The organism is Novosphingobium sp. HNCC26BN242 (assembly GCF_057180525.1).
Genome location: NZ_JBXUGM010000002.1, coordinates 201,610 through 224,434, shown reverse-complemented (window position 1 = coordinate 224,434; position 22,825 = coordinate 201,610). Strand labels below are relative to the sequence as shown.

At 62.2% G+C, this 22,825-nt stretch carries 26 protein-coding genes; 13 read left to right on the top strand and 13 right to left on the bottom strand.

What is annotated here, in order from left to right:
* The first annotated feature begins 68 nt into the window (after positions 1 to 68).
* Positions 69 to 2,333: an NADP-dependent malic enzyme gene (locus tag AC2A1F_RS08700; RefSeq protein WP_484208372.1), complete on the top strand. Its 2,265-nt coding sequence runs from the start codon at positions 69 to 71 to the stop codon at positions 2,331 to 2,333.
* A 123-nt stretch (positions 2,334 to 2,456) separates the two neighbouring features.
* On the opposite strand, the gene thiS is transcribed toward AC2A1F_RS08700, so the two are convergent.
* Both thiS and AC2A1F_RS08690 read right to left on the bottom strand, forming a co-directional pair.
* Positions 2,457 to 3,452 (bottom strand): sulfur carrier protein ThiS, encoded by a 996-nt coding sequence (thiS, locus tag AC2A1F_RS08695; protein ID WP_484208371.1) that lies wholly within the window; start codon positions 3,450 to 3,452, stop codon positions 2,457 to 2,459.
* An 83-nt stretch (positions 3,453 to 3,535) separates the two neighbouring features.
* Positions 3,536 to 3,916, bottom strand: coding sequence for a MerC domain-containing protein (locus tag AC2A1F_RS08690; RefSeq protein WP_484208370.1), 381 nt, complete (start codon positions 3,914 to 3,916; stop codon positions 3,536 to 3,538).
* 131 nt (positions 3,917 to 4,047) lie between these two features.
* Between AC2A1F_RS08690 and AC2A1F_RS08685 the strand changes: the two genes are divergently transcribed.
* The 4 genes from AC2A1F_RS08685 (at position 4,048) to AC2A1F_RS08670 (ending at position 7,151) form a co-directional block, all read left to right on the top strand.
* Positions 4,048 to 5,151, top strand: coding sequence for a COX15/CtaA family protein (locus AC2A1F_RS08685; protein WP_484208369.1), 1,104 nt, complete (start codon positions 4,048 to 4,050; stop codon positions 5,149 to 5,151).
* Positions 5,148 to 6,281 (top strand): JmjC domain-containing protein, encoded by a 1,134-nt coding sequence (locus AC2A1F_RS08680; protein WP_484208368.1) that lies wholly within the window; start codon positions 5,148 to 5,150, stop codon positions 6,279 to 6,281. The genes AC2A1F_RS08685 and AC2A1F_RS08680 overlap by 4 nt, the downstream gene beginning before the upstream one ends.
* Before the next feature lie 184 nt (positions 6,282 to 6,465).
* On the top strand, positions 6,466 to 6,762 hold the full coding sequence (locus tag AC2A1F_RS08675; protein WP_484208367.1) for a GCN5-related N-acetyltransferase: 297 nt from the start codon (positions 6,466 to 6,468) through the stop codon (positions 6,760 to 6,762).
* Positions 6,759 to 7,151 (top strand): dihydroneopterin aldolase, encoded by a 393-nt coding sequence (locus AC2A1F_RS08670; protein WP_484208366.1) that lies wholly within the window; start codon positions 6,759 to 6,761, stop codon positions 7,149 to 7,151. The genes AC2A1F_RS08675 and AC2A1F_RS08670 overlap by 4 nt, the downstream gene beginning before the upstream one ends.
* A gap of 22 nt (positions 7,152 to 7,173) precedes the next feature.
* Here the strand turns inward: AC2A1F_RS08670 and AC2A1F_RS08665 are convergent, their stop codons facing one another.
* Positions 7,174 to 7,386: a DUF2805 domain-containing protein gene (locus AC2A1F_RS08665; RefSeq protein ID WP_484208365.1), complete on the bottom strand. Its 213-nt coding sequence runs from the start codon at positions 7,384 to 7,386 to the stop codon at positions 7,174 to 7,176.
* Positions 7,387 to 7,618: 232 nt separating this feature from the next.
* Between AC2A1F_RS08665 and rplM the strand changes: the two genes are divergently transcribed.
* From rplM to AC2A1F_RS08650, 3 genes are all read left to right on the top strand, one after another.
* On the top strand, positions 7,619 to 8,098 hold the full coding sequence (gene rplM / locus AC2A1F_RS08660; RefSeq protein ID WP_484208364.1) for a 50S ribosomal protein L13: 480 nt from the start codon (positions 7,619 to 7,621) through the stop codon (positions 8,096 to 8,098).
* Positions 8,099 to 8,101: 3 nt separating this feature from the next.
* Entirely contained in the window at positions 8,102 to 8,650 is a 549-nt protein-coding gene (gene rpsI / locus AC2A1F_RS08655; RefSeq protein WP_484208363.1) for a 30S ribosomal protein S9, read from the top strand.
* A gap of 192 nt (positions 8,651 to 8,842) precedes the next feature.
* Positions 8,843 to 9,517 (top strand): HPP family protein, encoded by a 675-nt coding sequence (locus AC2A1F_RS08650; RefSeq protein WP_484208362.1) that lies wholly within the window; start codon positions 8,843 to 8,845, stop codon positions 9,515 to 9,517.
* A 5-nt stretch (positions 9,518 to 9,522) separates the two neighbouring features.
* On the opposite strand, the gene AC2A1F_RS08645 is transcribed toward AC2A1F_RS08650, so the two are convergent.
* Positions 9,523 to 10,164, bottom strand: a complete 642-nt coding sequence (locus AC2A1F_RS08645) for an SOS response-associated peptidase (RefSeq protein ID WP_484208361.1) — start codon at positions 10,162 to 10,164, stop codon at positions 9,523 to 9,525.
* A gap of 28 nt (positions 10,165 to 10,192) precedes the next feature.
* Here AC2A1F_RS08645 and AC2A1F_RS08640 point away from each other — a divergent pair, with 28 nt between their 5' ends.
* Positions 10,193 to 10,957, top strand: coding sequence for a class II aldolase/adducin family protein (locus AC2A1F_RS08640; protein ID WP_484208360.1), 765 nt, complete (start codon positions 10,193 to 10,195; stop codon positions 10,955 to 10,957).
* 32 nt (positions 10,958 to 10,989) lie between these two features.
* The gene (locus AC2A1F_RS08635) at positions 10,990 to 11,499 is read left to right on the top strand and encodes a (2Fe-2S)-binding protein (RefSeq protein WP_484208359.1); all 510 of its coding nucleotides are present in this window, start codon (positions 10,990 to 10,992) and stop codon (positions 11,497 to 11,499) included.
* 64 nt (positions 11,500 to 11,563) lie between these two features.
* Here the strand turns inward: AC2A1F_RS08635 and AC2A1F_RS08630 are convergent, their stop codons facing one another.
* Positions 11,564 to 13,639 (bottom strand): TonB-dependent receptor, encoded by a 2,076-nt coding sequence (locus AC2A1F_RS08630; RefSeq protein ID WP_484208358.1) that lies wholly within the window; start codon positions 13,637 to 13,639, stop codon positions 11,564 to 11,566.
* A 199-nt stretch (positions 13,640 to 13,838) separates the two neighbouring features.
* On the opposite strand from AC2A1F_RS08630, the gene arsC reads away from it, so the two are divergent.
* Complete coding sequence (arsC, locus tag AC2A1F_RS08625; RefSeq protein WP_484209010.1) at positions 13,839 to 14,180, top strand: arsenate reductase (glutaredoxin); 342 nt, start codon at positions 13,839 to 13,841, stop codon at positions 14,178 to 14,180.
* 300 nt (positions 14,181 to 14,480) lie between these two features.
* Here arsC and AC2A1F_RS08620 read toward each other — a convergent pair whose 3' ends face one another.
* The 5 genes from AC2A1F_RS08620 to AC2A1F_RS08600 form a co-directional block, all read right to left on the bottom strand.
* The gene (locus AC2A1F_RS08620) at positions 14,481 to 14,714 is read right to left on the bottom strand and encodes a hypothetical protein (RefSeq protein ID WP_484208357.1); all 234 of its coding nucleotides are present in this window, start codon (positions 14,712 to 14,714) and stop codon (positions 14,481 to 14,483) included.
* Positions 14,715 to 14,852: 138 nt separating this feature from the next.
* A complete protein-coding gene (locus AC2A1F_RS08615) occupies positions 14,853 to 14,984 on the bottom strand; it encodes a hypothetical protein (RefSeq protein ID WP_292629392.1) in 132 nt (43 codons plus the stop codon).
* 269 nt (positions 14,985 to 15,253) lie between these two features.
* Positions 15,254 to 16,384, bottom strand: a complete 1,131-nt coding sequence (locus AC2A1F_RS08610) for a M14 family metallopeptidase (protein WP_484208356.1) — start codon at positions 16,382 to 16,384, stop codon at positions 15,254 to 15,256.
* Positions 16,381 to 16,974 carry a DUF4136 domain-containing protein gene (locus AC2A1F_RS08605; RefSeq protein ID WP_484208355.1) on the bottom strand — a complete coding sequence of 198 codons (594 nt, stop codon included), beginning with the start codon at positions 16,972 to 16,974 and terminating at the stop codon, positions 16,381 to 16,383. The genes AC2A1F_RS08610 and AC2A1F_RS08605 overlap by 4 nt, the downstream gene beginning before the upstream one ends.
* An 87-nt stretch (positions 16,975 to 17,061) precedes the next feature.
* Positions 17,062 to 17,733 carry a DUF4136 domain-containing protein gene (locus tag AC2A1F_RS08600; protein ID WP_484208354.1) on the bottom strand — a complete coding sequence of 224 codons (672 nt, stop codon included), beginning with the start codon at positions 17,731 to 17,733 and terminating at the stop codon, positions 17,062 to 17,064.
* 177 nt (positions 17,734 to 17,910) lie between these two features.
* Between AC2A1F_RS08600 and ykgO the strand changes: the two genes are divergently transcribed.
* Both ykgO and AC2A1F_RS08590 read left to right on the top strand, forming a co-directional pair.
* Positions 17,911 to 18,036, top strand: a complete 126-nt coding sequence (ykgO, locus tag AC2A1F_RS08595) for a type B 50S ribosomal protein L36 (RefSeq protein ID WP_011446910.1) — start codon at positions 17,911 to 17,913, stop codon at positions 18,034 to 18,036.
* A 122-nt stretch (positions 18,037 to 18,158) separates the two neighbouring features.
* Positions 18,159 to 18,782, top strand: coding sequence for an HAD family hydrolase (locus AC2A1F_RS08590; protein ID WP_484208353.1), 624 nt, complete (start codon positions 18,159 to 18,161; stop codon positions 18,780 to 18,782).
* Here AC2A1F_RS08590 and AC2A1F_RS08585 read toward each other — a convergent pair.
* From AC2A1F_RS08585 to pepN, 3 genes are read right to left on the bottom strand one after another with little or no spacing between them, the layout of a single operon-like run.
* On the bottom strand, positions 18,779 to 19,408 hold the full coding sequence (locus tag AC2A1F_RS08585) for a glutathione S-transferase (RefSeq protein WP_484209009.1): 630 nt from the start codon (positions 19,406 to 19,408) through the stop codon (positions 18,779 to 18,781). The genes AC2A1F_RS08590 and AC2A1F_RS08585 overlap by 4 nt on opposite strands.
* Positions 19,405 to 20,166 (bottom strand): peptidoglycan editing factor PgeF, encoded by a 762-nt coding sequence (gene pgeF / locus AC2A1F_RS08580; RefSeq protein ID WP_484208352.1) that lies wholly within the window; start codon positions 20,164 to 20,166, stop codon positions 19,405 to 19,407. Before pgeF ends, AC2A1F_RS08585 begins: the two co-directional genes overlap by 4 nt.
* Positions 20,163 to 22,772 carry an aminopeptidase N gene (gene pepN / locus AC2A1F_RS08575; protein WP_484208351.1) on the bottom strand — a complete coding sequence of 870 codons (2,610 nt, stop codon included), beginning with the start codon at positions 22,770 to 22,772 and terminating at the stop codon, positions 20,163 to 20,165. The genes pgeF and pepN overlap by 4 nt, the downstream gene beginning before the upstream one ends.
* Between the last annotated feature and the right edge of the window lie 53 nt (positions 22,773 to 22,825).

The window sequence follows — 22,825 nt, the reverse complement described above, 5'->3', positions numbered from 1 at the left end:
CGCCTTGACGTAGCGGCAAAGTGCGGACAGGGCATATTGAACACGGCTGGTCAGTTACGGGGAAATTCATGTCCGAGGAAAGCAACGTCCGCTTTACTGAGCGCGAGGCGCTTTTCTACCACAACACCATCCGCCCCGGTAAGATCGAGATCATCGCGTCCAAGCCGATGGCAACGCAGCGTGACTTGTCGCTGGCCTATTCGCCGGGCGTGGCCGTGCCGGTCCGCGCGATCGCGGAAAACCCTGCCGATGCTTATGAATACACCGCCAAGGGCAATCTGGTCGCGGTAATTTCCAATGGCACCGCAATCCTTGGCCTTGGCAATCTGGGCGCGCTGGCGGCAAAGCCGGTGATGGAAGGCAAGGCGGTGCTGTTCAAGCGCTTTGCCGATGTAGATTCGATCGATATCGAACTGGCCACTGAAGACCCCGATGCCTTCATCGAAGCGGTCACGCTGATGGAGCCAACGTTCGGCGGCATCAACCTTGAAGATATCAAGGCACCCGAATGCTTCATCATCGAACAGACGCTGAAAGAGCGGCTGAAGATTCCGATCATGCACGATGACCAGCATGGCACCGCAATCATCTCTGCCGCTGGCCTGCTCAACGCCTGCTACCTGACCGGGCGCAAGCTCGAAGACGTGAAAGTCGTGGTCAATGGCGCAGGAGCGGCGGCGATTGCCTGCACCGCGCTGATCAAGGCTATGGGCGTGCGCCACAACAACGTGATCATGTGCGACCGTTCGGGCGTGATCTATCGCGGCCGTGAATCCGGCATGGACCAGTGGAAAAGCGCGCATGCCATCGATACCTCGGCCCGCAGCCTTGAAGATGCGCTCGATGGCGCAGATATCTTCCTCGGCCTGTCCGCCGCTGGCGCGCTGCGTCCCGATTGGGTCACGAAAATGGCCCCGCAGCCGATCATCTTTGCCATGGCCAATCCTGACCCGGAAATTACTCCGCCCGATGCCAAGGCGGTGCGCCCCGATTGCATCGTGGCCACGGGCCGTTCGGACTATCCAAATCAGGTCAACAACGTGCTCGGCTTCCCGTTCATCTTCCGTGGCGCGCTCGATGTACGGGCCACCACGATCAACGAGGAAATGAAGATTGCCGCCGCCGAAGCCATCGCCAAGCTGGCGCGTGAGCCGGTGCCCGAAGAAGTGGCCGCCGCCTATGGCATGAACCACACCTTCGGCCTTGATTACATCATCCCTGCACCGTTCGATCCGCGCCTGATGGAAGTCGTCTCCTCTGCCGTGGCGCAGGCGGCGATGGATTCTGGCGTGGCGCAAAAGCCGATCGAGGACATGGAGGCCTATCGCACCAGTCTCAAAGCGCGGCTCAACCCGACCACATCGGTCCTGACCAATGTGTTTGCCAAGGCCAAGGCCAACCCGAAGCGCGTGGTATTTGCCGAGGCGGAAAACGAAGTGGTGCTGCGCGCCGCGATCCAGTTCCGCGATTTCGGCTATGGCATTCCGGTGCTGGTGGGCCGCACGCAGGCGGTGCTGGATCGGTTGACCGAACTGGGCGTGGGCAATCCTGAATCCTACGAGATTCACAACTCGCTGGTCTCGCCACTGGTGCCCGATATGGTCACCTACCTCTATGAACGCCTGCAGCGCCGCGGCTATCTTGAGCGTGACGTGCGGCGCATGGTCAATCAGGACCGCAACGTGTTCGCCTCGCTGCTCGTGGCGCTGGGGCATGGCGATGCGCTGATCACCGGCATGACCCGCACCTTTGCGCAGTCGATCAAGGACGTGCGCCGGGTGCTGGACCCCAAGCCGGGGCATCTGCCGTTCGGCATCCATCTGATGGTGGCCAAGAATTACACGGTGTTCATCGCCGACACCACGATCAACGAGCGCCCCAGCGCCGAAGAACTGGCGCACATCGCGCGTGAAACCGCCGCCGTTGCCCGCCGCATGGGCCACGAACCGCGCGTGGCGTTCATCTCTTACGCCACCTTCGGCAATCCCAACGGGCGCTTCCTTGAGCCGATCCGGGGAGCCGTGTCGATCCTCGATGCCGACAATCCCGGCTTTGAGTATGAGGGCGAACTGGCCCCGGACGCGGCGCTGAATCCTAAGGTCATGGCCAACTATCCGTTCAGCCGCCTGTCCGGGCCTGCCAACGTTCTGATCATGCCGGGGCTTCAGTCGGCCAATATCTCGGCCAAGCTACTGCGCGAACTGGCGGGCAATGCCGTTATCGGCCCGATGCTGATCGGCATGGAAAAGCCTGTCCAGATTGCCCCGATGACCGCTCTGGCCCCCGATCTGCTGACGCTGGCTGTGCTGGCAGCCGCGGGGGTTGTCGGTTGAACTAGATACAAAGCTAGAGCGCCCCCGCGCAGGCGGGGGCCTCAGGCCGATTACGCAAATGTTCCGTAACAACACCGAGGCCCCCGCCTTCGCGGGGGCGCCGGGTTACTCAATGGTCTGCGCTTAAATCAACCCCGCCAGCGGGCTGGATGGATCGGCGTACTTGCGCGTCTGCATCCGCCCAGCCAGATAAGCATCGCGCCCGGCCTGCACGGCCAGTTTCATCGCGCGGGCCATGCGGATCGGGTCCTTGGCCTCGGCGATGGCGGTGTTCATCAGCACGCCATCGCAGCCCAGTTCCATCGCCACGGCAGCTTCCGATGCCGTGCCAACGCCTGCATCGACCAGCACCGGCACTTTGGCCCCTTCCACGATCAGGCGGATGGTCACGCGGTTCTGGATACCCAGCCCTGAGCCAATCGGCGCGCCCAGCGGCATGACGGCGACCGCGCCCACATCCTCAAGCTGCTTGGCCGCAATCGGATCGTCCACGCAGTAGACCATCGGAAGAAAGCCTTCCTTGGCAAGCACTTCGGTGGCGCGGATGGTTTCAACCATGTTGGGATAGAGCGTGCGCGCCTCGCCCAGAACTTCCAGCTTCACCAGATCCCAACCGCCCGCCTCACGCGCCAAGCGCAGCGTGCGGATCGCATCTTCGGCGGTGAAGCATCCGGCGGTGTTGGGCAGATACGTGATCTTCTTCGGGTCGATAAAATCCGTCAGCATCGGGGCCTTGGGGTCCGACACGTTGACGCGGCGCACGGCAACGGTCACGATTTCCGCACCCGAAGCTTCCACCGCAGCGGCATTCTGCGCGAAGTCCTTGTATTTCCCCGTCCCCACGATCAGGCGCGAGGTGAAGGTGCGGCCAGCAACGGTCCATGTATCTGAATTGTCGGTCACGTCAGTCTGTCCTCCACCCACGAAATGCACGATTTCCAGCACGTCCCCCTCGGCAATCTGCACATCGGCCAGAGTCGAACGGGGGACAATTTCGCCATTGCGCTCCACCGCGACCTTGGTGGGTTCAAGATCGAGACTACGCACCACATCGGCAATCGATCCGGGAGCGGCGCGGCGCGGTTCGCCATTGATGGTCAGGGATAGCATTGCAGTCATGCTGGACGCTTTAGCGATGCGTCAAAGGTGCGCAAGGCCGGGTTGTGTGCGCCTAGGTGCTTCTAGGTGCATCTAGGTGCACTTCAGGAATTGCAGCTGTTGGTGCGGATATTGATCAGGTGTGCCGCAGCCACCAGCACAACGCCGATGACGGTCAACACCACTTCCTCATCCCCGTGCCCCACGGCCAGCGCACCGCCCATCAGGGCAAGGCCGGTGCTGCCCACCATCAGCGGCAGAAACCGCCCGTGCCGCAATGCGCCAAGGCCGATGGTCAGCGCGCCGATCACCAGCGCCAGGGCAAGGCCCCAGCGGTGCCAGTCAGGATCGAGCAGCACGCCGCCACCAATGCCCAGCATGCCTACGAGGAACACGCCCGCCACGCAGTGAAGCAGGCAAAGGCCCGAAAGGACCACGCCGAACCGGTCAAGCCGGGCGCGAAAGGAGGGGAGTGCGTCGCTCATGTGAATTTGCATATATGTTATAGTATTACATCGCGCAAGGTAGGGTGCCGAACAATTTTGCCCAAACGTGCCGGTGCCTCATCCCGACAATCCCCCTTGCGATTTGTCAGCGCCGAGAGCAGGGCAAAGTCATGTCTGCAAGCGCCATTTCGCCGGACGTGCTGTCCGGCAGCCCAAAGCCGGTAAGCCCCTTGGCCGAAACCCGCACCAATGCGCTGGCGCTGGCGCGCTGGCTGTTTGTCGTCGCGCTGATGGTGGTGATGATCGTGGCGGTGGGCGGCATCACGCGGCTGACCGAATCGGGCGTTTCGATCACCGAATGGAAGCCGGTGACTGGCACGATCCCGCCGATCACCGATGCGCAGTGGGAGGCCGAATTCGCCGCCTATCGCGCCACGCCGCAGTATCAACTCATCAACGGTCCGGCGGGGATGACGCTGGAATCGTACAAATTCATCTTCTTCTGGGAATGGGTCCACCGCCTGATCGCGCGCACCATCGGTCTGGTCTTCGCGGTGCCGCTGGCGTGGTTCTGGATCAAAGGCCGCATTCCCGAAGGGTACAAGCCACGCCTGCTGGCGCTGCTGGCGCTTGGTGCTCTGCAGGGCACGGTGGGCTGGTGGATGGTCAAGTCTGGCATCGTGAATGATGTGAAAGTCAGCCATTTCCGCCTTGCCGCGCACCTGCTGGTGGCGCTGATCACGCTGGGTGGGTTGATCTGGACTGCACTCGATCTGGTGGCACTGGCCAAGGACAAACCCCGCGCGCGGCTGAAAGGGCTGGGTTTGTTGGCGCTGGGAATGCTGCTGGTGCAGCTTTTCTATGGCGCGCTGGTGGCGGGGATGCGCGCGGGCACTTCGGCAGGCGCAGGCTGGTTCAGAGCAGACGCCTGGCCGCTGATGCAGGGCAAAGTCTATCCCGATGGCGTCGACTGGGCGCTGGGCGCGGCCCATGCTTTCTTGTCTGACCCGTTCCTCGTCCACTTCATCCACCGCTGGTGGGCCTGGGGCGTGGTGGCGGTGCTGGTGGTGCTGGCGCGGCAATTGCGCAAGGATTACCGCGTGGCGTCGGTTGTGCTTCACACAGCATTCGGCACCCAAGTGTTGCTGGGCATTTTCACCGTGTATAGCGGCGTGGCGCTGTGGATAGCGGTGCTGCACCAGCTGGTCGGTGCGCTGCTGGTGGCCGCCACGGTGTGGTGCGCGCATCTGCTCGGTAGCCGGGAACAGGCATGACCTTTGATCCGCAAGTTTTCCTGCGCGATTGCTGGCAAAAAAGGCCGCTCCTGATCAGGGGGCTGTTCCCCGCGCTGGACAATCCCCTCGAACCTGACGAGCTGGCGGGTCTTGCGTGCGAAGAAGGTGTAGAGGCGCGGATTATCCGACATGCAGGCGCTGAGCTGGTCACCGAACACGGCCCTTTTGCCGAGCAGCGCTTTGGCACGCTTGGCCCGGAACCGTGGACGTTGCTGGTCAACGCGGTTGATCATCATGTGCCCGATGTGAGCGCGCTGATCGATACTTTCCGCTTCATCCCCAACTGGCGCATCGATGATGTGATGGTGAGCTATGCCACAGATCACGGTGGCGTGGGGCCACACTTCGATCAATATGACGTGTTTCTGATTCAAGGACTTGGGCGGCGGCTATGGCAGCTCGGCGAGGTGTGTGACGAGACGACTGCGCTGCTTCCCAACACGGATTTGCGCCTGTTGGCCAACTTTAAACCTGTGCAGGAATGGGTTTTGGAACCCGGCGACGTGCTCTACGTACCGCCCGGCATTGCCCACAATGGCGTGGCCGTGGGCGATGATTGCATGACCTATTCGGTCGGCTTTCGCGCGCCATCGCAGGACGAATTGATTGCGGGCTGGGCGGAACATCTGGTGGATGAATCCGGTTCCGACCGCCGCTATGCCGATCCTGCGTTGGCATTGCAGGCCAACCCCGGCGAGATCACTGCTCAGGCGATTGAAGACCTGCATGCGCTGGTCACCGAAAAGCTGATGGACCGCCAAGCCTTCGCGCGCTGGTTCGGCCAATACAGTTCCGCACCCAAGAATCCCGAAATCGACTGGTCGCCAGATGTTGCGATAACCGCCGTCGGCTTGCGTAAACTGGTGGCAGAACCCGCATCCGTGATCCGCAACCCGGCGAGCCGCTTCTCCTTCATGCGGGTTAGCGCGCAGTCGGTTGTTTTGTTTGTCGATGGCCGTTCGTTTGAATGCGCGGATGACTGCGCGATTTTTGCCGAACAGTTGTGCGGTTTCGATGCGATGGTGATTGATGCCTCAACCGTGGAATCGCCCGGAACGGTTGACGTGATTTTGGCGCTGCTGAACCTCGGCAGCATCGAAATCGAATAACAGTGCCAAAACGTGCGGGCATCATGAACCACTCACCCTGCGCCGGGCGACTGATCATTCAGGTGCGGATTTGATTTGGAAATCAGACGCTTTGGCTCATGACCTTTTTTCCGCGCGACGTGCCACGTCGCCTAATGACAAGGCGCGCCTTGTTCAGCGCTATCGGCACTTGACGGGGAAGGTGATGCCTGACTTTGCCAAAGATCAGAATATGCATTGGCCGGTGCAAAACGATCACTGCTTTCAAAGGATCGTTCTGGACAATGTCTGCGGCGGCGTATGGTACGAACACATCGCCCGGCCTGCGTACCAGAACATGAGCGCCGATCAGGCATACCGGGCCGTGAAGCTTTGCGAGGGCATTATTGCCGGGACGCTGGACCTGAAACGGCTCAACCAAAAGTCGATTGAATGGCGCGCAGATCCACGGGCAACCGCACCGAAGAATCCACATGCGCAGAATGGAGAATTGTTGTTGTGACTCGCCATGCCCAAGTCGAACTGCGCGACCTTATCATTCCGGCGGCTATTGGCACTTATGGCCCCAGCGATATTGTGCCCGATGCGCACATTTTGGATCTGACGCTGACTATCTCGCCCGACCTTGTGCAGATCGGGGCTGATGAGATGGCGCGCGTGTTCGATTACGATCCGTTGATCGCGCAAATTGTGGTGATTGCGCAAAGCCAGAAGTTCGAGACGCAAGAATACCTGATGACGCTGATTGCGAAGGCATATGCCGCTTACGCGCCAGTTATGGCGCTGGATATCTGCTTGAAGAAGCAGCCAGTTTTGGCAGGAACAGGGTCTTTGGGCGTGCGGCTGGTACTGGGGGCAGATGACTTGGCTACCATGCGGGAAGCGCTTTGAAGGCCGCGACGCTGCGCGCGCTTTATTTGTACGTTTCCCGCCGGTCGGAAAATTCGCGGACACGCCTGCGCCAAGCCCGGTAGCTGCCGGGCTTCAACTCCCGCCGCATCAGGTCTTTCACGGCATCGGGGCCAAGCCCATGAAGGGACTGGATATGGGCAAAGCTGGTGAAATCGCTCAGCGCCATTTCGATGATTTCGCTGATCGCGGCGCGATCCAAAGGCGGCTTGGTCATTCGCGCAGCGATAGGCAGGTTTCTGCGCCACCTGAACATGGGCTTTGTTCTGCGTTTCAGGTGCAATTGGATATACGGTATTATTTTACCTCTCCACAAACCCGCAGTTTGCTTGACTCTTCAGGCCATATGCAACAAAGGCGCGCTTCCTTCGTTGCGAGGCAAGCGGTTTTTCGCCCTGAATGACGCACACAAATCGCAACGAACCGAAATCCGAAGGAACCGAAGCGCCATGAAGGCACTGAGCAAGGTCACCCGGTCGATCAAACCGGCTGAGGTGGAAAAAAAGTGGCATCTGATCGATGCTGAAGGCATGGTTGTCGGCCGTCTCGCCGTCGTCATCGCCAATCATCTGCGCGGCAAGCACAAGCCGAGCTTCACCCCGCACGTCGATTGCGGTGATCACGTCGTCGTGATCAACGCCGACAAGGTCAAGTTCACCGGCAACAAGCTGAAGGACAAGATCTATTACAAGCACACTGGTTATGCCGGTGGCATCAAGGAAGTGACTGCGGACAAGATCCTCGGTGGCCGCTTCCCCGAGCGTGTGCTTGAAAAGGCGGTGGAACGCATGATCCCGCGCGGGCCGCTGGGCCGTGCGCAGATGCGCGCCCTTCACCTCTATGCCGGGACCGAACACCCGCATGGCGGCACGCAGCCGGTGGCGCTCGACGTCGCTTCGATGAACCGCAAGAACAAGGTGGGGGCGTAAACCATGTCCGAAACCGAAAACACCGTATCGAGCCTGGCTGATCTGAAGGATCTGACGGCTGCTGCTCCGGTTGCCGCTGCGGCGTCTGCCGAAGCGGGTGAAGTTGCCGCTCCGGTCATCCGCACCGGTCCTGCTGCCGTGATCCGTCCGCGCGAAATTGACGCGCAGGGCCGTTCGTATGCAACCGGCCGCCGCAAGGACGCCGTGGCCCGCGTGTGGTTGAAGCCCGGTTCGGGCAAGATCACCGTCAATGGCCGCGATCAGGAAGTGTACTTTGCACGCCCCACGCTGCGTCTGGTGATCAACCAGCCGTTCGCCGTGGCTGGCCGCGAAGAGCAGTACGACATCGTGTGCACCGTCAAGGGTGGTGGTCTTTCGGGCCAAGCCGGCGCTGTAAAGCACGGTATCGCCCAGGCCCTGTCGAAGTTCGAACCCGAACTGCGCAGCGCTGTTAAGGCCGCTGGCTTCCTAACGCGCGACCCGCGCGTTGTGGAACGCAAGAAGTACGGCAAGGCGAAGGCACGCAAGAGCTTCCAGTTCTCGAAGCGCTAATCGCTCTTCGGCTGCAAAGCGAAACGGAAACAAGGGGTTGGTCTTCGGACTGGCCCCTTTTTTCGTGGTCAATTTGCGGCCTAAACCGTAACCGCTCGTCCTGAGCCTGTCGAAGGACGCTGACCCTGTGCGGGATGCTTCGACAAGCTCAGCATGAGCGGGTTTAAGGGGCAGGAGTGACGAGGAGAGGCGATGACCGTCTTGCTTAACTGGGTTCCCGAAGTGCGGCCGCGCGCCGCAATCGGCGCAGTGCTGGGGATTGGGTTGGCTGCCTTGCTGGGGCACCTTGTTCCGGCTGGCGAAGGATTGCCGTGGATCATTGCCCCGGTTGGCGCATCGGCGGTGCTGGTGTTTGCCGTGCCTGCCAGCCCGCTGGCGCAACCTTGGCCAGTGGTGGGCGGCAATCTTGTTTCGGCGATGGTTGGCATAGCTGTTGGCAAAACTTGCGCGCTGGCTGGGTTGGGTGCGCCGGTGGCGGTGAGCGTGGCTGTGGGGTGCGCCATTGCGGTGATGGCGCTGGCCCGCTGCACCCATCCGCCGGGCGGAGCGGCGGCAATCATTGGCGCGCTGGCGGGATTTGCGCCCGATGCGCAATTGCCGGGGCCGCTGGTGCCGCTGGCGCTCAATGTGCTGGGTGTCGTGCTGATCGGCTGGATTTACAACACGGTGACCGGGCATCCTTGGCCACACCGCGCCATCGCACCGCCTGCACCAGCGCCGCTGCGCACCGTGACCTATGACCGCGCCGATCTTGATGCCGTGCTGGCCGACTGGGACGAGCGGCTCGACGTGGCAGCGGACGATCTGGATGCGCTGTTCCGCGCGGTGGAGCGGCGCGTGTTGCGGCGCGGCGATGAGGGTCGCTAGAGCAGTCAGAACAGGCTTGGCTGTTCCGGTTTGCGCGGCGGGGGTAGTTCCTCTTGGGTGTCGACCTCGTGCATCAGGGCGTCGGGGAAGGGTTGCTGCATCTGTGCGGCCAGATCGCCTTCTGCCGTGAGCCATTGGTGTGCGGCTTCATGGCTGGCTAGGATCACCGGCATAGCCTTTGGGTGGATGCGGCCCACCGTGGTGTTGGGGGCGCAGGTGAGGAAGGCATAGCGCGGGCCTTCTGCTGTGGAGCGCCATAGCCCGGCAAAGGCGAACAACGGCTGATCGTTCAGCGCGAACCAGTGTTTGCGCTTGCGACCGGTGGCAGGATCGGGCGTGGCGGACCATTCGGAAAACTCGGTCACCGGCACGAGGCAGCGGCGCGACGGGTCTTCCAATGCGCTGCGCCACATGGGTGAGGCGAGGTTGCGAATGTTGGTGACGGGGCGCTTGATATCGCCGAACGGGGGCCAGCCCCAGCGCATCAGCCCCAAGCGGCGTTGCTGGGCGCGGGCGATGAGTACGGGGGCTTCGGCATCAGGGTAAATATCGGTGAAGGCTGGCAGGTTCATCTGCGCATTGGCCACGGGGCCAAACATCTGCGCGATGGCTTGCACGTTGCTGGTCATGCGATACAAGTTGCACATAGCAACGATAATACCCGGAGAGCGCGTGATGGCCAGCCTGATCAGGCCCAATATCGAATGCAGCGATGCCGAATGGCAGGCGCGGCAGGAGCTCGCGGCGTGCTACCGCATCTATGACCACCTCGGCTGGTCGGAATCGATCTACAACCACATCTCGTTGAAAGTGCCCGACGAAGACGGGGCGTTCCTGATCAATCCGTTCGGGCTGCTCTATGGTGAGGTGACGGCGTCGAATCTGGTGAAGATCGATATCGATGGCAACAAGCTGGATAACAGCCCTTATCCGGTGAATCAGGCAGGCTTTACCCAGCATGCTTATTTCCACCGTCATCTGCCCTGGGCGCATGCGATCAGCCATGTTCACACTACGGCGACAATGGCGGTGTGCAGCTTGGAAGAAGGACTGATGCCGATCAACTTCTATGCCTGCAACTTCATCGGCCAGCTTGCCTATCACGATTTTGAAGGCGTGACGGTGCGGGCTGAGGAGGGTGAGCGGCTGCTGGCCAACCTTGGCAGCAAACGCATCCTGATGCTGAAGAACCACGGCCCGGTGGTGCTGGCGCAAACGCTGCCACAGATGTTCCTGATGCAATGGAGCCTGCAGCGCGCCTGCGAGATCCAGATGGCGACGCTGGCGATGGGGCGCCCGGCCATCCATGTGCCAGACGATGTGGTGGCGGTGCATCAGCGTGATCTGGGGCAGGTCACTGCCGGTGGTGCAGCTGGTGTGGCAGACTTTGCAGCGTGGACGCGGCGGATTGACCGGATTGATCGCAGTTGGCGGGATTGATTGCGCGGGGGGTGGCGGGCTAAGCCGCGTCCATGGCCCGCCTGACCGTGAACAACCAGCCCGTCGAGTACCGACTTGAGAACGATACGCCGCTACTGTGGGCGTTGCGCGATGCGGCGAACCTGACCGGCACAAAGTATGGCTGCGGCACCGGGGAGTGCGGCGCGTGCATGGTGATCGTTGATGGGCAGGCGATGGCCAGTTGCACGCTATCCTTGGGCGAGGCCGAGGGGCGCAATGTCACCACAATTGAGGGGCTTTCGGCTGACCGGTCGCATCCGGTGCAGCAGGCGCTGGTGGCCGAGCAGGCGATTCAGTGCGGGTTCTGCACGCCGGGCATCGTGATGGCGGCAGCCGCGCTGCTTTCGGCCAATGCCAGCCCGGCGGACGAGGACATCGCGCGGGCCATTACCAACATCTGCCGCTGCGGGGTCTATCCTCGCCTGACGCGGGCGATCCAGCGCGCGGCGCGGGTGATGCGGGGCGAAGAGACGATCAGCGCCGCACCGCCGCCTGCGATTGTGGCACCGGGGGCGGGTTAAGGTCCGGTTTGCGCCCCCTCCCGGGAGGAGGGGGTGGGAGGGGGCGCGGCGGGGGCTCGTGAGGTCAGAACTTGGCGCGGATCGTCAGGCGGGCGTTGAGTGGTTCGCCAGTGGAGATGTTGTTGTCGGTGTGCGCGGAGGGGAAATAGTCGGCGTCGGTCAGGTTCTCGACATTGAGTTGGACCGAGAGGTTTTCCGACAGATCATAGAACACGGCGGCATCCACGCGGGTGAAGGCAGGCAGCGTTACGCCGTTGCTGATCGTGGCAAAGCTGCTGGACTGGTGTGTCAGCCCAAGGCCAAGGCCGATCTTGTCGGTTACGTCATAGCGCGTCCATGCCGAGGCCTGATGGCGTGGAAGCTGCGCAAGGCGGCGGCCAGCGGGTGCGGCGGTGGTGGCTGAACGCACTTCGCCGTCCTGCAGCGTGTAGCCAAGGCTCATCTGCAATTCGGGCAATACGCGGCCTGCCAGCGAAAGCTCCACGCCCTTGGCGCGGGTCTTGCCCGACAGTTCTGGCAGCCCGGTGACGGGGTTGTTGAAGCGCGAATTGTCGCGGTCCAGCTGATAAACAGCGGCGGTGAAGGCAAGGGCGGGGTTCACATCCCACTTCACGCCCGCTTCGAGGTTTTCGAACTGTTCGGGGGCAAGCGTGGCCTGCGTGGCATCGAGCGCGCCAAACTGATCGCCCGATTGCGGCAGGAAGGTGCGGGTGAAGCTGCCGTAGAAGCTGACGTTCTGCTGCGGCTTCACGATCACGCCGAAGCGCGGCGACCACTTCTTGTCGGTGCGCGTGGCACCAACGTTGTTGATTGCGTTGCGTCCGGTGATGCGGAACTCGTCAAAGCGCACGCCTGCGACGACCTGTAGAAACTCGGTCAGCTCGATCTGGTCCTGCACATAGGCCGAGATCGTACGCACATCGGTGCGGCTGTTGGTAACGAACGCACCATAGGCGAGTGCGGGAACGGTTAGGCGCTTGGCCAGCGTCACGCTGCTGTTCGGCGTATTGCGGCGGGTGGCGTGCGTGTCCTGATCGGCGACTTCAAAACCTGCCAGTAGCGTGTGGCCGATGCCGCCGGTCTGCCCGGTCCATACGAGGTTTGCCTGCCCGATCCAGCTTCCGCGCACGGTGCCGCTGTCATATCCGGCAAGGGCGACGGTGTTGGTCGTGGTGTTCAGCGCGCCGCTGGCAAAGATGTTGCCGTAATACTTGTCGGTGTGGCTGTATTGGCCGAGCACGTTGAAGCTGAGGTTTTCGGCCAGATCGTGATCAAGCCGGGCCTGCGCGATGTGCGCCTGGACCGTGGCGATGTTCGTATCGGTGCGGCCAAAGAACGTGTCGTCAAAGCCAGTCAGCGGCTTGCCGTTCAGCGATGGTACGCCGCGATCGGTGATGCGGCGATCATCATCGTAGTTGTAGGACAGTTCGATCCGCGTCGCCTCACCCGGCTGCAATGCCAGCGTAGGGTTCACGCCGATGAAGCGGCCTTCGAAGTCCTGCCGGTGGTTGTCGAATTCCTCGTAAGTGGCGTTCAATCGTCCGCCTACGGTTTCGCTGAAAGGCTGGTTCCAGTCGGCGGCAAGCGCGAAGGCACCGAAGCTGTCGACATTGGCGCTGGCTTGGCCTTTGGTGCGGGTGAGGTCGGGCGTCTTGCTGACGCGGTTGATCACGCCGCCGCCACCGCCACGGCCAAACAGCAGCGCGTTGGCACCCTTCAGCACCTCGACGCGCTCGATATTGTAGAGCGAGCGGTAGTATTGCGTGTCATCACGCAGCCCGTCGAAATAGAAATCGGCGGTGGTGTTCTGGCCGCGAATGGTGATCTGATCGCGGTGGCCTTCGCCCTGGCCCAGCACGACGCCGGGGACATAGCGCAGTGCATCGCCAAGCTGGGTGATGCCCTGATCGTCGAGCTGTTCGCGCGTCAGCACGGTGATGGTTTGCGGCACATCGACCAGCGGGGTGGGGGTCTTCACCGCATTGGCATCGACCGGGCGATAACCATCGGCGGTGCCGGTGACGACGATGACGGTGTTTGCCTCGTCTAATGCAGCATCGGCCGGCACAACCTCTTCTGCCAAAACGCTGCAGGGTGCGAGCATGGTTCCGACGAGAAGCAGACGGGTAAGGCGGTTCACGATAATTCCCTGTTGGCACTTGCGAAATCGGCGATAATGACTTGCAGTCACTTCGCTTATTGCGAGTCAATTGCACTTGCAAGGGAAATTATGCGATTGGGTCGCAATAACATTGATGCAGATCAAATCGCTTTTGCGCGTTGCGTCGAGCAGCGTTGGCCGTAAGGCGGTAGCCTGCAAATTCCATGGAGAGCAGGCGATGAAGGCGACGATCTGGCACAACCCTGGTTGCGGCACCTCGCGCAACACGCTGGCGATGCTGCAGGATGCGGGCGCGGACGTGACGGTGGTAGAATACCTGAAGACCCCGCCGAGTGCCGAAAAGCTCGCGCAGCTTTACCGCGATGCCGGAATGACCCCACAGCAGGGCCTGCGCCTGCGCGGCACCGATGCCGAGGCGCGCGGGTTGCTGGCTGCCGATGATGCGACGGTGCTTGCCGCGATGGTGGCAGAACCCAAGCTGATCGAACGCCCGCTGGTAGAGACGGACAAGGGCGTGCGGCTGTGTCGTCCGAAGGAGAAGGTGCTGGAGATTTTGTAGGGAGCGCGTGGGGCAGAGGCACTGGCTCCCTCAACCTAGTCCAAAACCCTCGTCGCCCCGTGCTCGACACGGGGCTTGGCTAATTTTTGACGCCAACCTCCCGCGCTTCGCTTAGCGGCCCCGTCGATCAGGCCACCAACCAAGCGCCAAATCGCAAGAAAAGCCAAGCCCCGTGTCGAGCACGGGGCGACGGGTAGTTTTTTTGAGTCGGTTATTCGCAGGCTACCTCAAAGCAGCAGTAACAGGTCCTTGTCCAAACCAACGAAACCCGCCGCTGGTTAGGCGCGCAGCAAAGGTCCGCTATGCGCCTGCAATCGACAAAAGCTGCCTTTCGGGAAACGACCCCATAACCGCCATGACAGTCGCGCAGAATTCGACTAAGGCACCCCAATGCCAGCGACGGTCCAAAGAAGCGTTATGCATCATGGCAAGCGCCATAAATTCCGGGCTACAACCAAGAACGACAGTCCCGAAGCGTTCAAGGAAGCTCTTGATGATATAGACCGTCAGGTTGCTGCCTTTGTTGATGGTCATAAGCAGGGAGGGGCACGGCAAAAGTTCCAGCGGAAAAAGGGCGGCTAGCCACCCACTTCCCGCCATTCCATTGATTTCACGCGCACGCCAAAACCGGACGCTAAATCCGCCCGATGCAATTACCCACGTCTCAGATTGTCAGAAAAACAGGAACGGCTTGCCCGCCATGATCAGCGCGGCAGCGCAGCCCAGTACGATTGTCTTGCGCGCGAGGTTCTGCAGGGAGAGGTCTGCGAGGGGCGCTTGGATGAGGGCGATGGTGCGGGCCATTTGCGTGGCATGCGCGCTGAACTCTTAACTTTGCGTAAAGGCGAACGGCCCTTGCCCCGTTCGGCAGTGGAATAACACGACCGTCATCCTGAACTTGTTTCAGGGTCCATTTCTCCCCACGAACGGCAGTGCGTGTTGTTAGATGGATGCTGAAACAAGTTCAGCATGACGAATTTGAGAGTTACGTATGGGAGCGGGGTAATCGTCAAACGAGTTCAGGGTGACGGAGTAAGGGAGGCGGGGGTGCGGACGCGATAAGTGCCAAAGCGTCACCCCTCCAGCCATTCCAGCAGCGCGGCGAGGCAATCGTGGGCCAGAAGCTTTGAGCGTTCCGGGCTCCAGCCCTGTTCGGGGCAGGGCAGGTCGTCATTGTCCTTGAAGGGCATTTCCAGCGTCATCGCCACGCAGCCGAAGCGGTGGGCGACCTGATTGGTGGACATGGCGAGGTTCGCGCGGCCCGGGGCGGCGGTGGGATAGCCGCGTTTGGTCTGGAAATCGGGGGTGCGGCGTTCGAGGATCTGGCGGTAGCGGGTGTAGCTTTCGCCCAGCGTTTCGGTCCACGATGGGATGCCTTCGAAGCCGGCGATGAAGACATAGGGAATCGCTTCATCGCCATGCACGTCCATCGCGAAGTGGCAGCCGGTTTCGTCCATGGCGTTGCGAATCGCCAAGACCTCGGGTGAGCGTTCGGGCGTGGGTTCGTGCCATTCGCGGTTCAGGTTTACGCCAACGGCATTGGTGCGCAGGTGGCCGCGGCAGGAGCCATCAGGGTTGGCATTGGGCACCACGTGAAAGCGGCACAACTGGCGCAGGCGGCGCGCGTGGGGGTTGGCCGGATCGTTCAGCATTTCCAGCGCGCCTTCCATCCACCATTCGGCCATCGATTCGCCGGGGTGCTGGCGGGCATAGAGCCACACGTGCTTGTCACCCTCGCCCATTTCGAGGCAATCGATCGGCTGGCCTTCGATGCTGGTGCCAAGGCAGCGGTAGTCCACGCCCGGCTCAGCCGCCACTTGCGCCACCAGATCGTGATGCCGCTCCATCGAATAGGGAGCGAAATAGGCGAACCAGCAGGTGCCCGCGTCCGGCCTGTGGCGGATGGTCAGCGTGCCTTCTGCCTCAGCGGCATCATAGGTAGTGTGCGCGCGGCCCCAGAATTCGCGGTCTTCGGAAAATGCCGCGCGATAGGCTGGCCAGCCGCCGGGGTAGGCGGATTTGGCAAGGCCGGTGATTTTCAGCTCAAGTTCGCGCCCGCCCGCGCCATCGACGCGGAAATGGAACCACTGGAAGAAGTCCGAATCGCGATCCTTGCGGATCGAAAGGGTTGCGCTCGCGCCTGAAACAGAAAGCACTTCGATATTGCCGGAATCGAACGCGGCATTGATGCGGATATCACTCATCTAACGCTGATAGTCTCTCCCGAGGTGCCGGGGAAGCCCGAGAACAGCGCGCGGGCAAGGCGCGGTGCCGCTTCGCCGATCGCGGCCTCCTTGGCCTTGGCGCTTTCACGATTGTCGGCGCGGCCCTCCCACAGCGATTCGCCGGTTTTCTTGTCACGGATGCGGACCGACAGACGGGTTACGACGAAGTCCTTCGGGCCGCCGCCAAGGTTGAAGCCAAGGCCTAATCCCAGCCCACTGCCGAAGTTACCGGTCGATCCGCCCACGCCAACGCTGACCGGGCTGCGTGTGCGCTCACGCTTTTGCACTTCGCGTTCGACCAGCACTTCGGCCACGACATCGGTGGCACCGGGGGTGGCATAGCCAAAGCCCTGCGCGGCCAGTTCACGCTGCACGGCGGCGAGCCAGGTCTTGTCCTCAAGGCTTTTGGGATCGCTGGCGGGGGCGGCTTCTACCATGGCGGCGACACCCTTCAGCCGGGCCAGCGTTTCCGGTGTGTGGAAGCGCGTGACTTCAACCGGGGCCGGTTTGGCCAGCGCGGGGGTGATGGTCAGGGCCGATAGGGCGAGGGCAGCGGCGAGGCGTTTCATAGTGCAGCATCCATCTGTTTGATCCCAAGGTGGGCGCGTTTGGCCTGTGCTGCAATGTCAAACAGCACACTGTGTCAAACAGCACAATCAACCGCCGGTCTGCACCACCTGCGCTTCGGCAAAGCGTGCGAACAGGGCCGTGGCGAGTTTGGCGGCAATTGCGCCATTATCCAGCCCATCATCGTCTTCGCGCGTCAGTGCTTCGGCATGGCCTTCCCACAGCACGCGGTCGGTGGCCTTGTCGCGAATGCGCACGTCGAGCCGGGTGGCGACGATGGCCTTGCGCGGTTTGGACAGATCGATGTTCAGCGCCATCGCCTGATAGCTGCCACGGTTGGAGACGCCGACTTCCATCGCGCCTGACACCGGCTTGCGCTTCTGCTCTTCGGGCACGACGACCGAATGGGTGATGCCGATCTGCGCAATCTGCCCGCCTTCGGCTCCGCTGACGGCAGTATCATAGCCAAGCTTGGCCAGTTGATCGACGACGGCGGCTTCATAGACTGGCAGCTTCCATTCCACCTCCGCGCCATTGGCGGCGGCAACCGTGATCGGCCCTTTGCCCAAAAGCGGGGCGGCATCGGCGGATTGGAAGGCGGTAACCTCGACGCTTTTGGATGGCTGCGAGGACGGGCGCTGCGTGCTGCCGAATCGCTGGTCCATCATCCCGCCGCCCCAGCGCCCACCAACAGGTTGAGCGATGGCGGTGGCCGGGAGGGATAACGCTGCGAGGGTGCAGAAGAGCATTTTGGAGTTCATGTTTGTGCTTCCCACAGAAGGGCTGTCGCTGTCATGAACGCGCTTGGCGGCGAAATCCTGCGCGCAATCAGGGAAATGCAGCCAATGGCCTTTCGCAAGGTTGACTTGGGTGCGCACCGTCTTTAACGGCCACGCTTCAGTTTTCAGCCCGGTCAGCTTCGGGCAAAGGGATTCGACATGAAGATTCGCAACAGCCTGAAGTCGCTCAAGGACCGTCATCGCGATAACCGCGTGATCCGTCGCCGTGGCCGCGTCTATGTGATCAACAAGACCCAGAAGCGCTTCAAGGCGCGTCAGGGCTAATCTTTTTTGAGTTTCGGTGCAGTCCTGCGACGGCGGGGCTGCATCGGAAACACCGGCAGGCTTCCCAGTGAAGCGCGTTGCCCCCGCCCAACAGCGGGGGCGCTGTCGTTTGTGGGCCTTTGATGTCTGGAGTTGTGGCGGTGATCGAAGCGGTCGTCTGGGACATTGGCCGGGTGCTGGTCGAGTTCGACCTTACCGGCATCTACCGCGAAGCGATTCCCGATGCGGATGAGCGCGCGCGATTCGTTGCCGAAGTGGTGACCGAAGAGTGGCACGCGCAGCACGACGAGGGCGTGTCGTTTGCCGAAATGGTGGCGGCGCGCACGGCGGAATTTCCCGAACATGCCGCGCGAATCGCGCTCTATGCCGATAACTGGCTGGCCAGCCTGCCGGGACCGGTGGCGGGAACGCATGCGCTGATCGAGCGGCTGGCTGCGGGGGGTGTGCCGCAATATGCGATCACCAATTTTGGGGTCGATGCTTGGGGCCTGTTTCGCCCGACTTTTCCGGTGCTGGACCATATGCAGGACATTGTGGTGTCGGGCGTGGAGCGACTGATCAAGCCTGATCCGGCGATTTTCGATCTGGCGGCGGCGCGGTTTGGCCGTGCGCCTGAAACGATGCTGTTTATCGACGACAATGCCGCAAACATTGCCACGGCGCGGGCGCTGGGCTGGCACGTGCATCACTTTGTGCGCGATGCAGATGTGCTGGAAGCACGGTTGCAGGCGCTGGGGCTGCTCTAAGCTGGAAAGCGGACCGGCGAATCGCCACCTCGCCACGGAGCAAACTTTTGCATGATCGCGCCGAACAGTGCGGATTCGCAGTGGCCCGCCAGCCAATGATGGAGATGCGGCAGCGGCTGGGCTTCGAACCACGCCGGATCGACGGCGGCGAATTGGCGGACGAAGGGCATGATCGCCATATCGGCGAGGCCGCGCACCGGTCCGCACAATTGGCCATGCGCTGCCAGTCGCTCGTTCAGCGTGTACAAAAACGCCAAGCCGCTTTCACGATGCGCCAGCGAATCGCTGCCGTGGCGTTCGGGGTATTTGTAGCGGTCGAGATCGTGCTTGAACGGGCCGTCGTTGCGGGCGATCAGGGCGCTGTCGGTGCGCTTCAGCCAGTGTTCGGGGTCGTTCAGCGACAGCGCCCAGTGCATCACATCGAGGCTTTCGTCGATCACGCTGCCATTGGGCAGGACGAGGACCGGGACGGTGCCCTTTGGCGAAGCCTCTAGCATTTCGGGCGGCTTGGCGGCGAGTTTTACTTCGCGCAATTCCACTTGTGTTCCGCTGGTGGCCAGCGCCAATCGCGCGCGCATAGCATAGGGGCAGCGGCGGAAGCTGTAGAGGATCGGCAGGGCGCTCAGGCCGGAAGGCCGATCAGCGAGATTTGGCGACCGTAGCTGGCTTCCTTGCGATGCGTGGCGCGGCGGAACGAATAGAAGCGGTCCTCTTGGGCATAAGTGTCCTCGCCCAGCAGGCCGACTTGGGTAAGGCCCGCATCGCGCAGGCGCGAGGCGACGTAGCCTTCGAGGTCGAACCACGCGTGGCCTTCGCGACCTGCACGGAAAAAGCGTTCGTTTTCAGGGGCCTGTTGGATGAATCGGGCTTCGAAAGCGGTGTCCACTTCATAGCTTTTCTGCGCGATGCACGGGCCGACCACAGCGGCGATGTTCGCGCGGGTTGCGCCGAGCGCTTCCATCGCGGCGATGGTGGAATCGGTGACGCCGGTGAATGCGCCCTTCCAGCCTGCATGGGCAGCGCCGATCACGCCCGCGCTGGCATCGTGAAACAGCACCGGTGCGCAATCGGCGGTCAGGACGCCGAGGACGAGGCCGGGGCGGTTGGTGACCAGCGCATCGGCCCGGGGACGGTCGGCATCGGCCCACGGTTCGGTCACGGTGACCACATCGGGCGAATGGATCTGGTAGCAGGTCTGCAGGGTACCGCCCGGCAGCACCGCTTCCACTGCGCGGCGGCGGTTTTCGGCAGTCAGCGCTGGGTCATCCTCGCTGTAGCTGACGTTGAGGCCCGCCAGATCGCCCGTGCTGACACCGCCGCTGCGGCCTAGGAAGCCGTGCGCGGCCCCGGCCAGCAGCGGGTGAGTCAGCGCCTCGACACTCACGCTTCGAGGCTCTTGGTTACCTGTTCGCGCACGTCTTTGGACAATGACGGTTCGGCGGCGATCCGCTCCAGTTCCGCACGCATCAGGGCGGCGCGGGTGTCGTCCACTTTCTTCCAGCGGCCCAGCGGCGGCACGAAGCGGGCGGCGACATTGCCGTTGATCGGGTCGAGCTTCAGAATAAGGTCGGCGATCAGACGATAGCCTTCGCCTCCCGCCTTATGGAACCCTTGCGCATTGACCGCATAGGCCATCCACAGCGCGCGCACGCGGTTGGGGTTGGTGAGCGTGAAATCGGGGTGCGCGGCCAAGGCCTTGACGTGCTCGGTCACGTTGGGGTTGAGCGAACCTGCCTGCAGCGAGAACCACTTGTCGGTGACCAGCATGTTGCCTTCGAAGCGCGCGTGGAAATCGGCCAGAGCAACCTCGCGTTCGGGGCAATCGAGGCTGCACAAAACCATCAGCGCGCCCTGACGGTCGGTCATGTTGGTGGCGGCGTCATACTGCGCCTTGGCCCGGCGTGCGGCTTCGGCCGGATCGGCGGCGGCGAGATAGACGAGGGCCTGCGTCTTGCACTTGCGCGCGCCACGGGCGGCGGCTTCAAGGCTGTAGGGGACGGCAGAGCAACGATCGTGGAGCGCGAGCCATCTGTCTTTCAGCGTCTCGCCCAGCCAGCGTTTCAGCGCTTCGCGCTCGGCAAAGATGCGGGTGGGATCGGCGCGGGTCAGCTGTTCGGCAAGATAGGCTTCGCCGGGCAGAATCAGCAGTTCGCCGCGCATCAGATCATCGAGCGCGCTGTCATCCAGAATCGCACCCATCGCCGCGCTGATGGCGGCTTGCGAGGCTTCGCGGCCTTCGAGCGTGCCCGCCACTGCGCCCACCAGATGGCGCACGATCAACTGCTGCATCGCTTCGTAGCGCGCGAACGGGTCGTCATCGTGGCGGGCCAAGAACACGAGGTCATCGGTGGTCACAGGCGCGGTCACTTCGACCGGCGCGGAAAAGCCGCGGTTGATCGACAGGACCGGGAGCGAATCGAAGCCTTCGAAGGTAAACGTCTGCTGCGCCTGCGTCAGCACCAGCAGTTTCTCGCCGCGATGGGTGCCGGTGGTGCGATCAAACAGCGCGGTGCGCAGTGGGATGACCATCGGCTGCTTGACCATCTGGCCCGGCGTGGGGGCCATGCTCTGCGTCAAGGTGAGCGTCAGCGTGGTGCCGTCCAGCGCCATCGTGACGGTGACTTTGGGCGTTCCCGCCTGTTCGTACCAGCGGCGGAACTGGGTCAGGTCCAGCCCTGCGCCATCCTCAATCGCCTTGACGAAATCCTCGCAGGTAGCCGCTTCGCCATCATGCCGGTCGAAATAGAGCGTGGTGCCGTTCAGAAACCGCTCCATGCCTGCCAGCACGGTCATCATGCGGATGACCTCGGCGCCCTTGTTATAGACGGTGGCGGTGTAGAAGTTGCTGATTTCCTGATAGGAATCGGGGCGGATCGGGTGGGCGAGCGGGCCGGAATCCTCAGGGAACTGGGCCGCGCGCAGGATGCGCACATCCTCGATCCGCTTGACCGGGGGTGAGCCGCGATCGGCGCTGAACTGCTGGTCGCGCAGCACGGTAAAGCCTTCCTTGAGGCTCAGCTGGAACCAGTCACGGCAGGTGACGCGGTTGCCCGACCAGTTGTGGAAATATTCGTGCGCCACCACGCCTTCGATGGCGTCATAATCGCCGTCGGTGGCAGTTTCGGGGTCGGCCAGAATATAGCGCGTGTTGAAGACGTTGAGGCCCTTGTTCTCCATCGCGCCTGCGTTGAAATCGCTGACGGCCACGATATTGAAATCATCGAGATCGTATTCGCGGCCATAGACCTCCTCGTCCCACTGCATCGAGGCGATGAGCGAGTGCATGGCGTGGTCGGTGCGCGATTCGTCTCCCGGGCGGACGTAGATGGCAAGGTTCACCTTGCGCCCGCTCATGGTGGTGAAGGTGTCGCGATTGGCGATGAGTTCGCCGGCGACCAGCGCGAAGAGGTACGATGGCTTGGGCCAAGGATCGTGCCATTCTGCCCAGTGGGTTCCATCGGGGCCTTCGCCCGATGCGGTGGGGTTGCCGTTCGACAGCAGGACCGGGAACAGCGCCTTGTCCCCGCTCATGCGCACGGAATAGACCGAAAGCACATCGGGCCGATCGGGGAAGAAAGTGATGCGGCGGAAGCCTTCGGCCTCGCACTGGGTGCAGAGCAGTCCGTTCGAGGCATAGAGGCCGGACAGCTGGGTGTTGGCGGCAGGATCGATCAGCGTTTCGATGCCCACATCGTGCCCATCACCGGGAAGCGCGATCACCAGATCGGTGCCGTCCATGTGCCAGTCGTTGTGCGGGTGGCCATCGACCGTAACGGCTTTGGCTTCCAACCCGTCGCCATTGAGGCGCATCTGCGTGGCACCGCTGCCTGCCGGGTTTTTTACCACCTTCAGCGTGGCTAGAACGCGCGTGGCATTGAGCGACAACGCAAAATCCAGCGTGATTTCGGGCACCAGCCATTCGGGCGGGCGATAATCGGCGCGGTGGATCGAAACAGGGGCGATGACGGGCGTGCCGGAAAGATCGTTCATGTAGCCAACTTAGGAACCCGTGCACGATGCGGCAATCGCGGTTATAGGGAAAA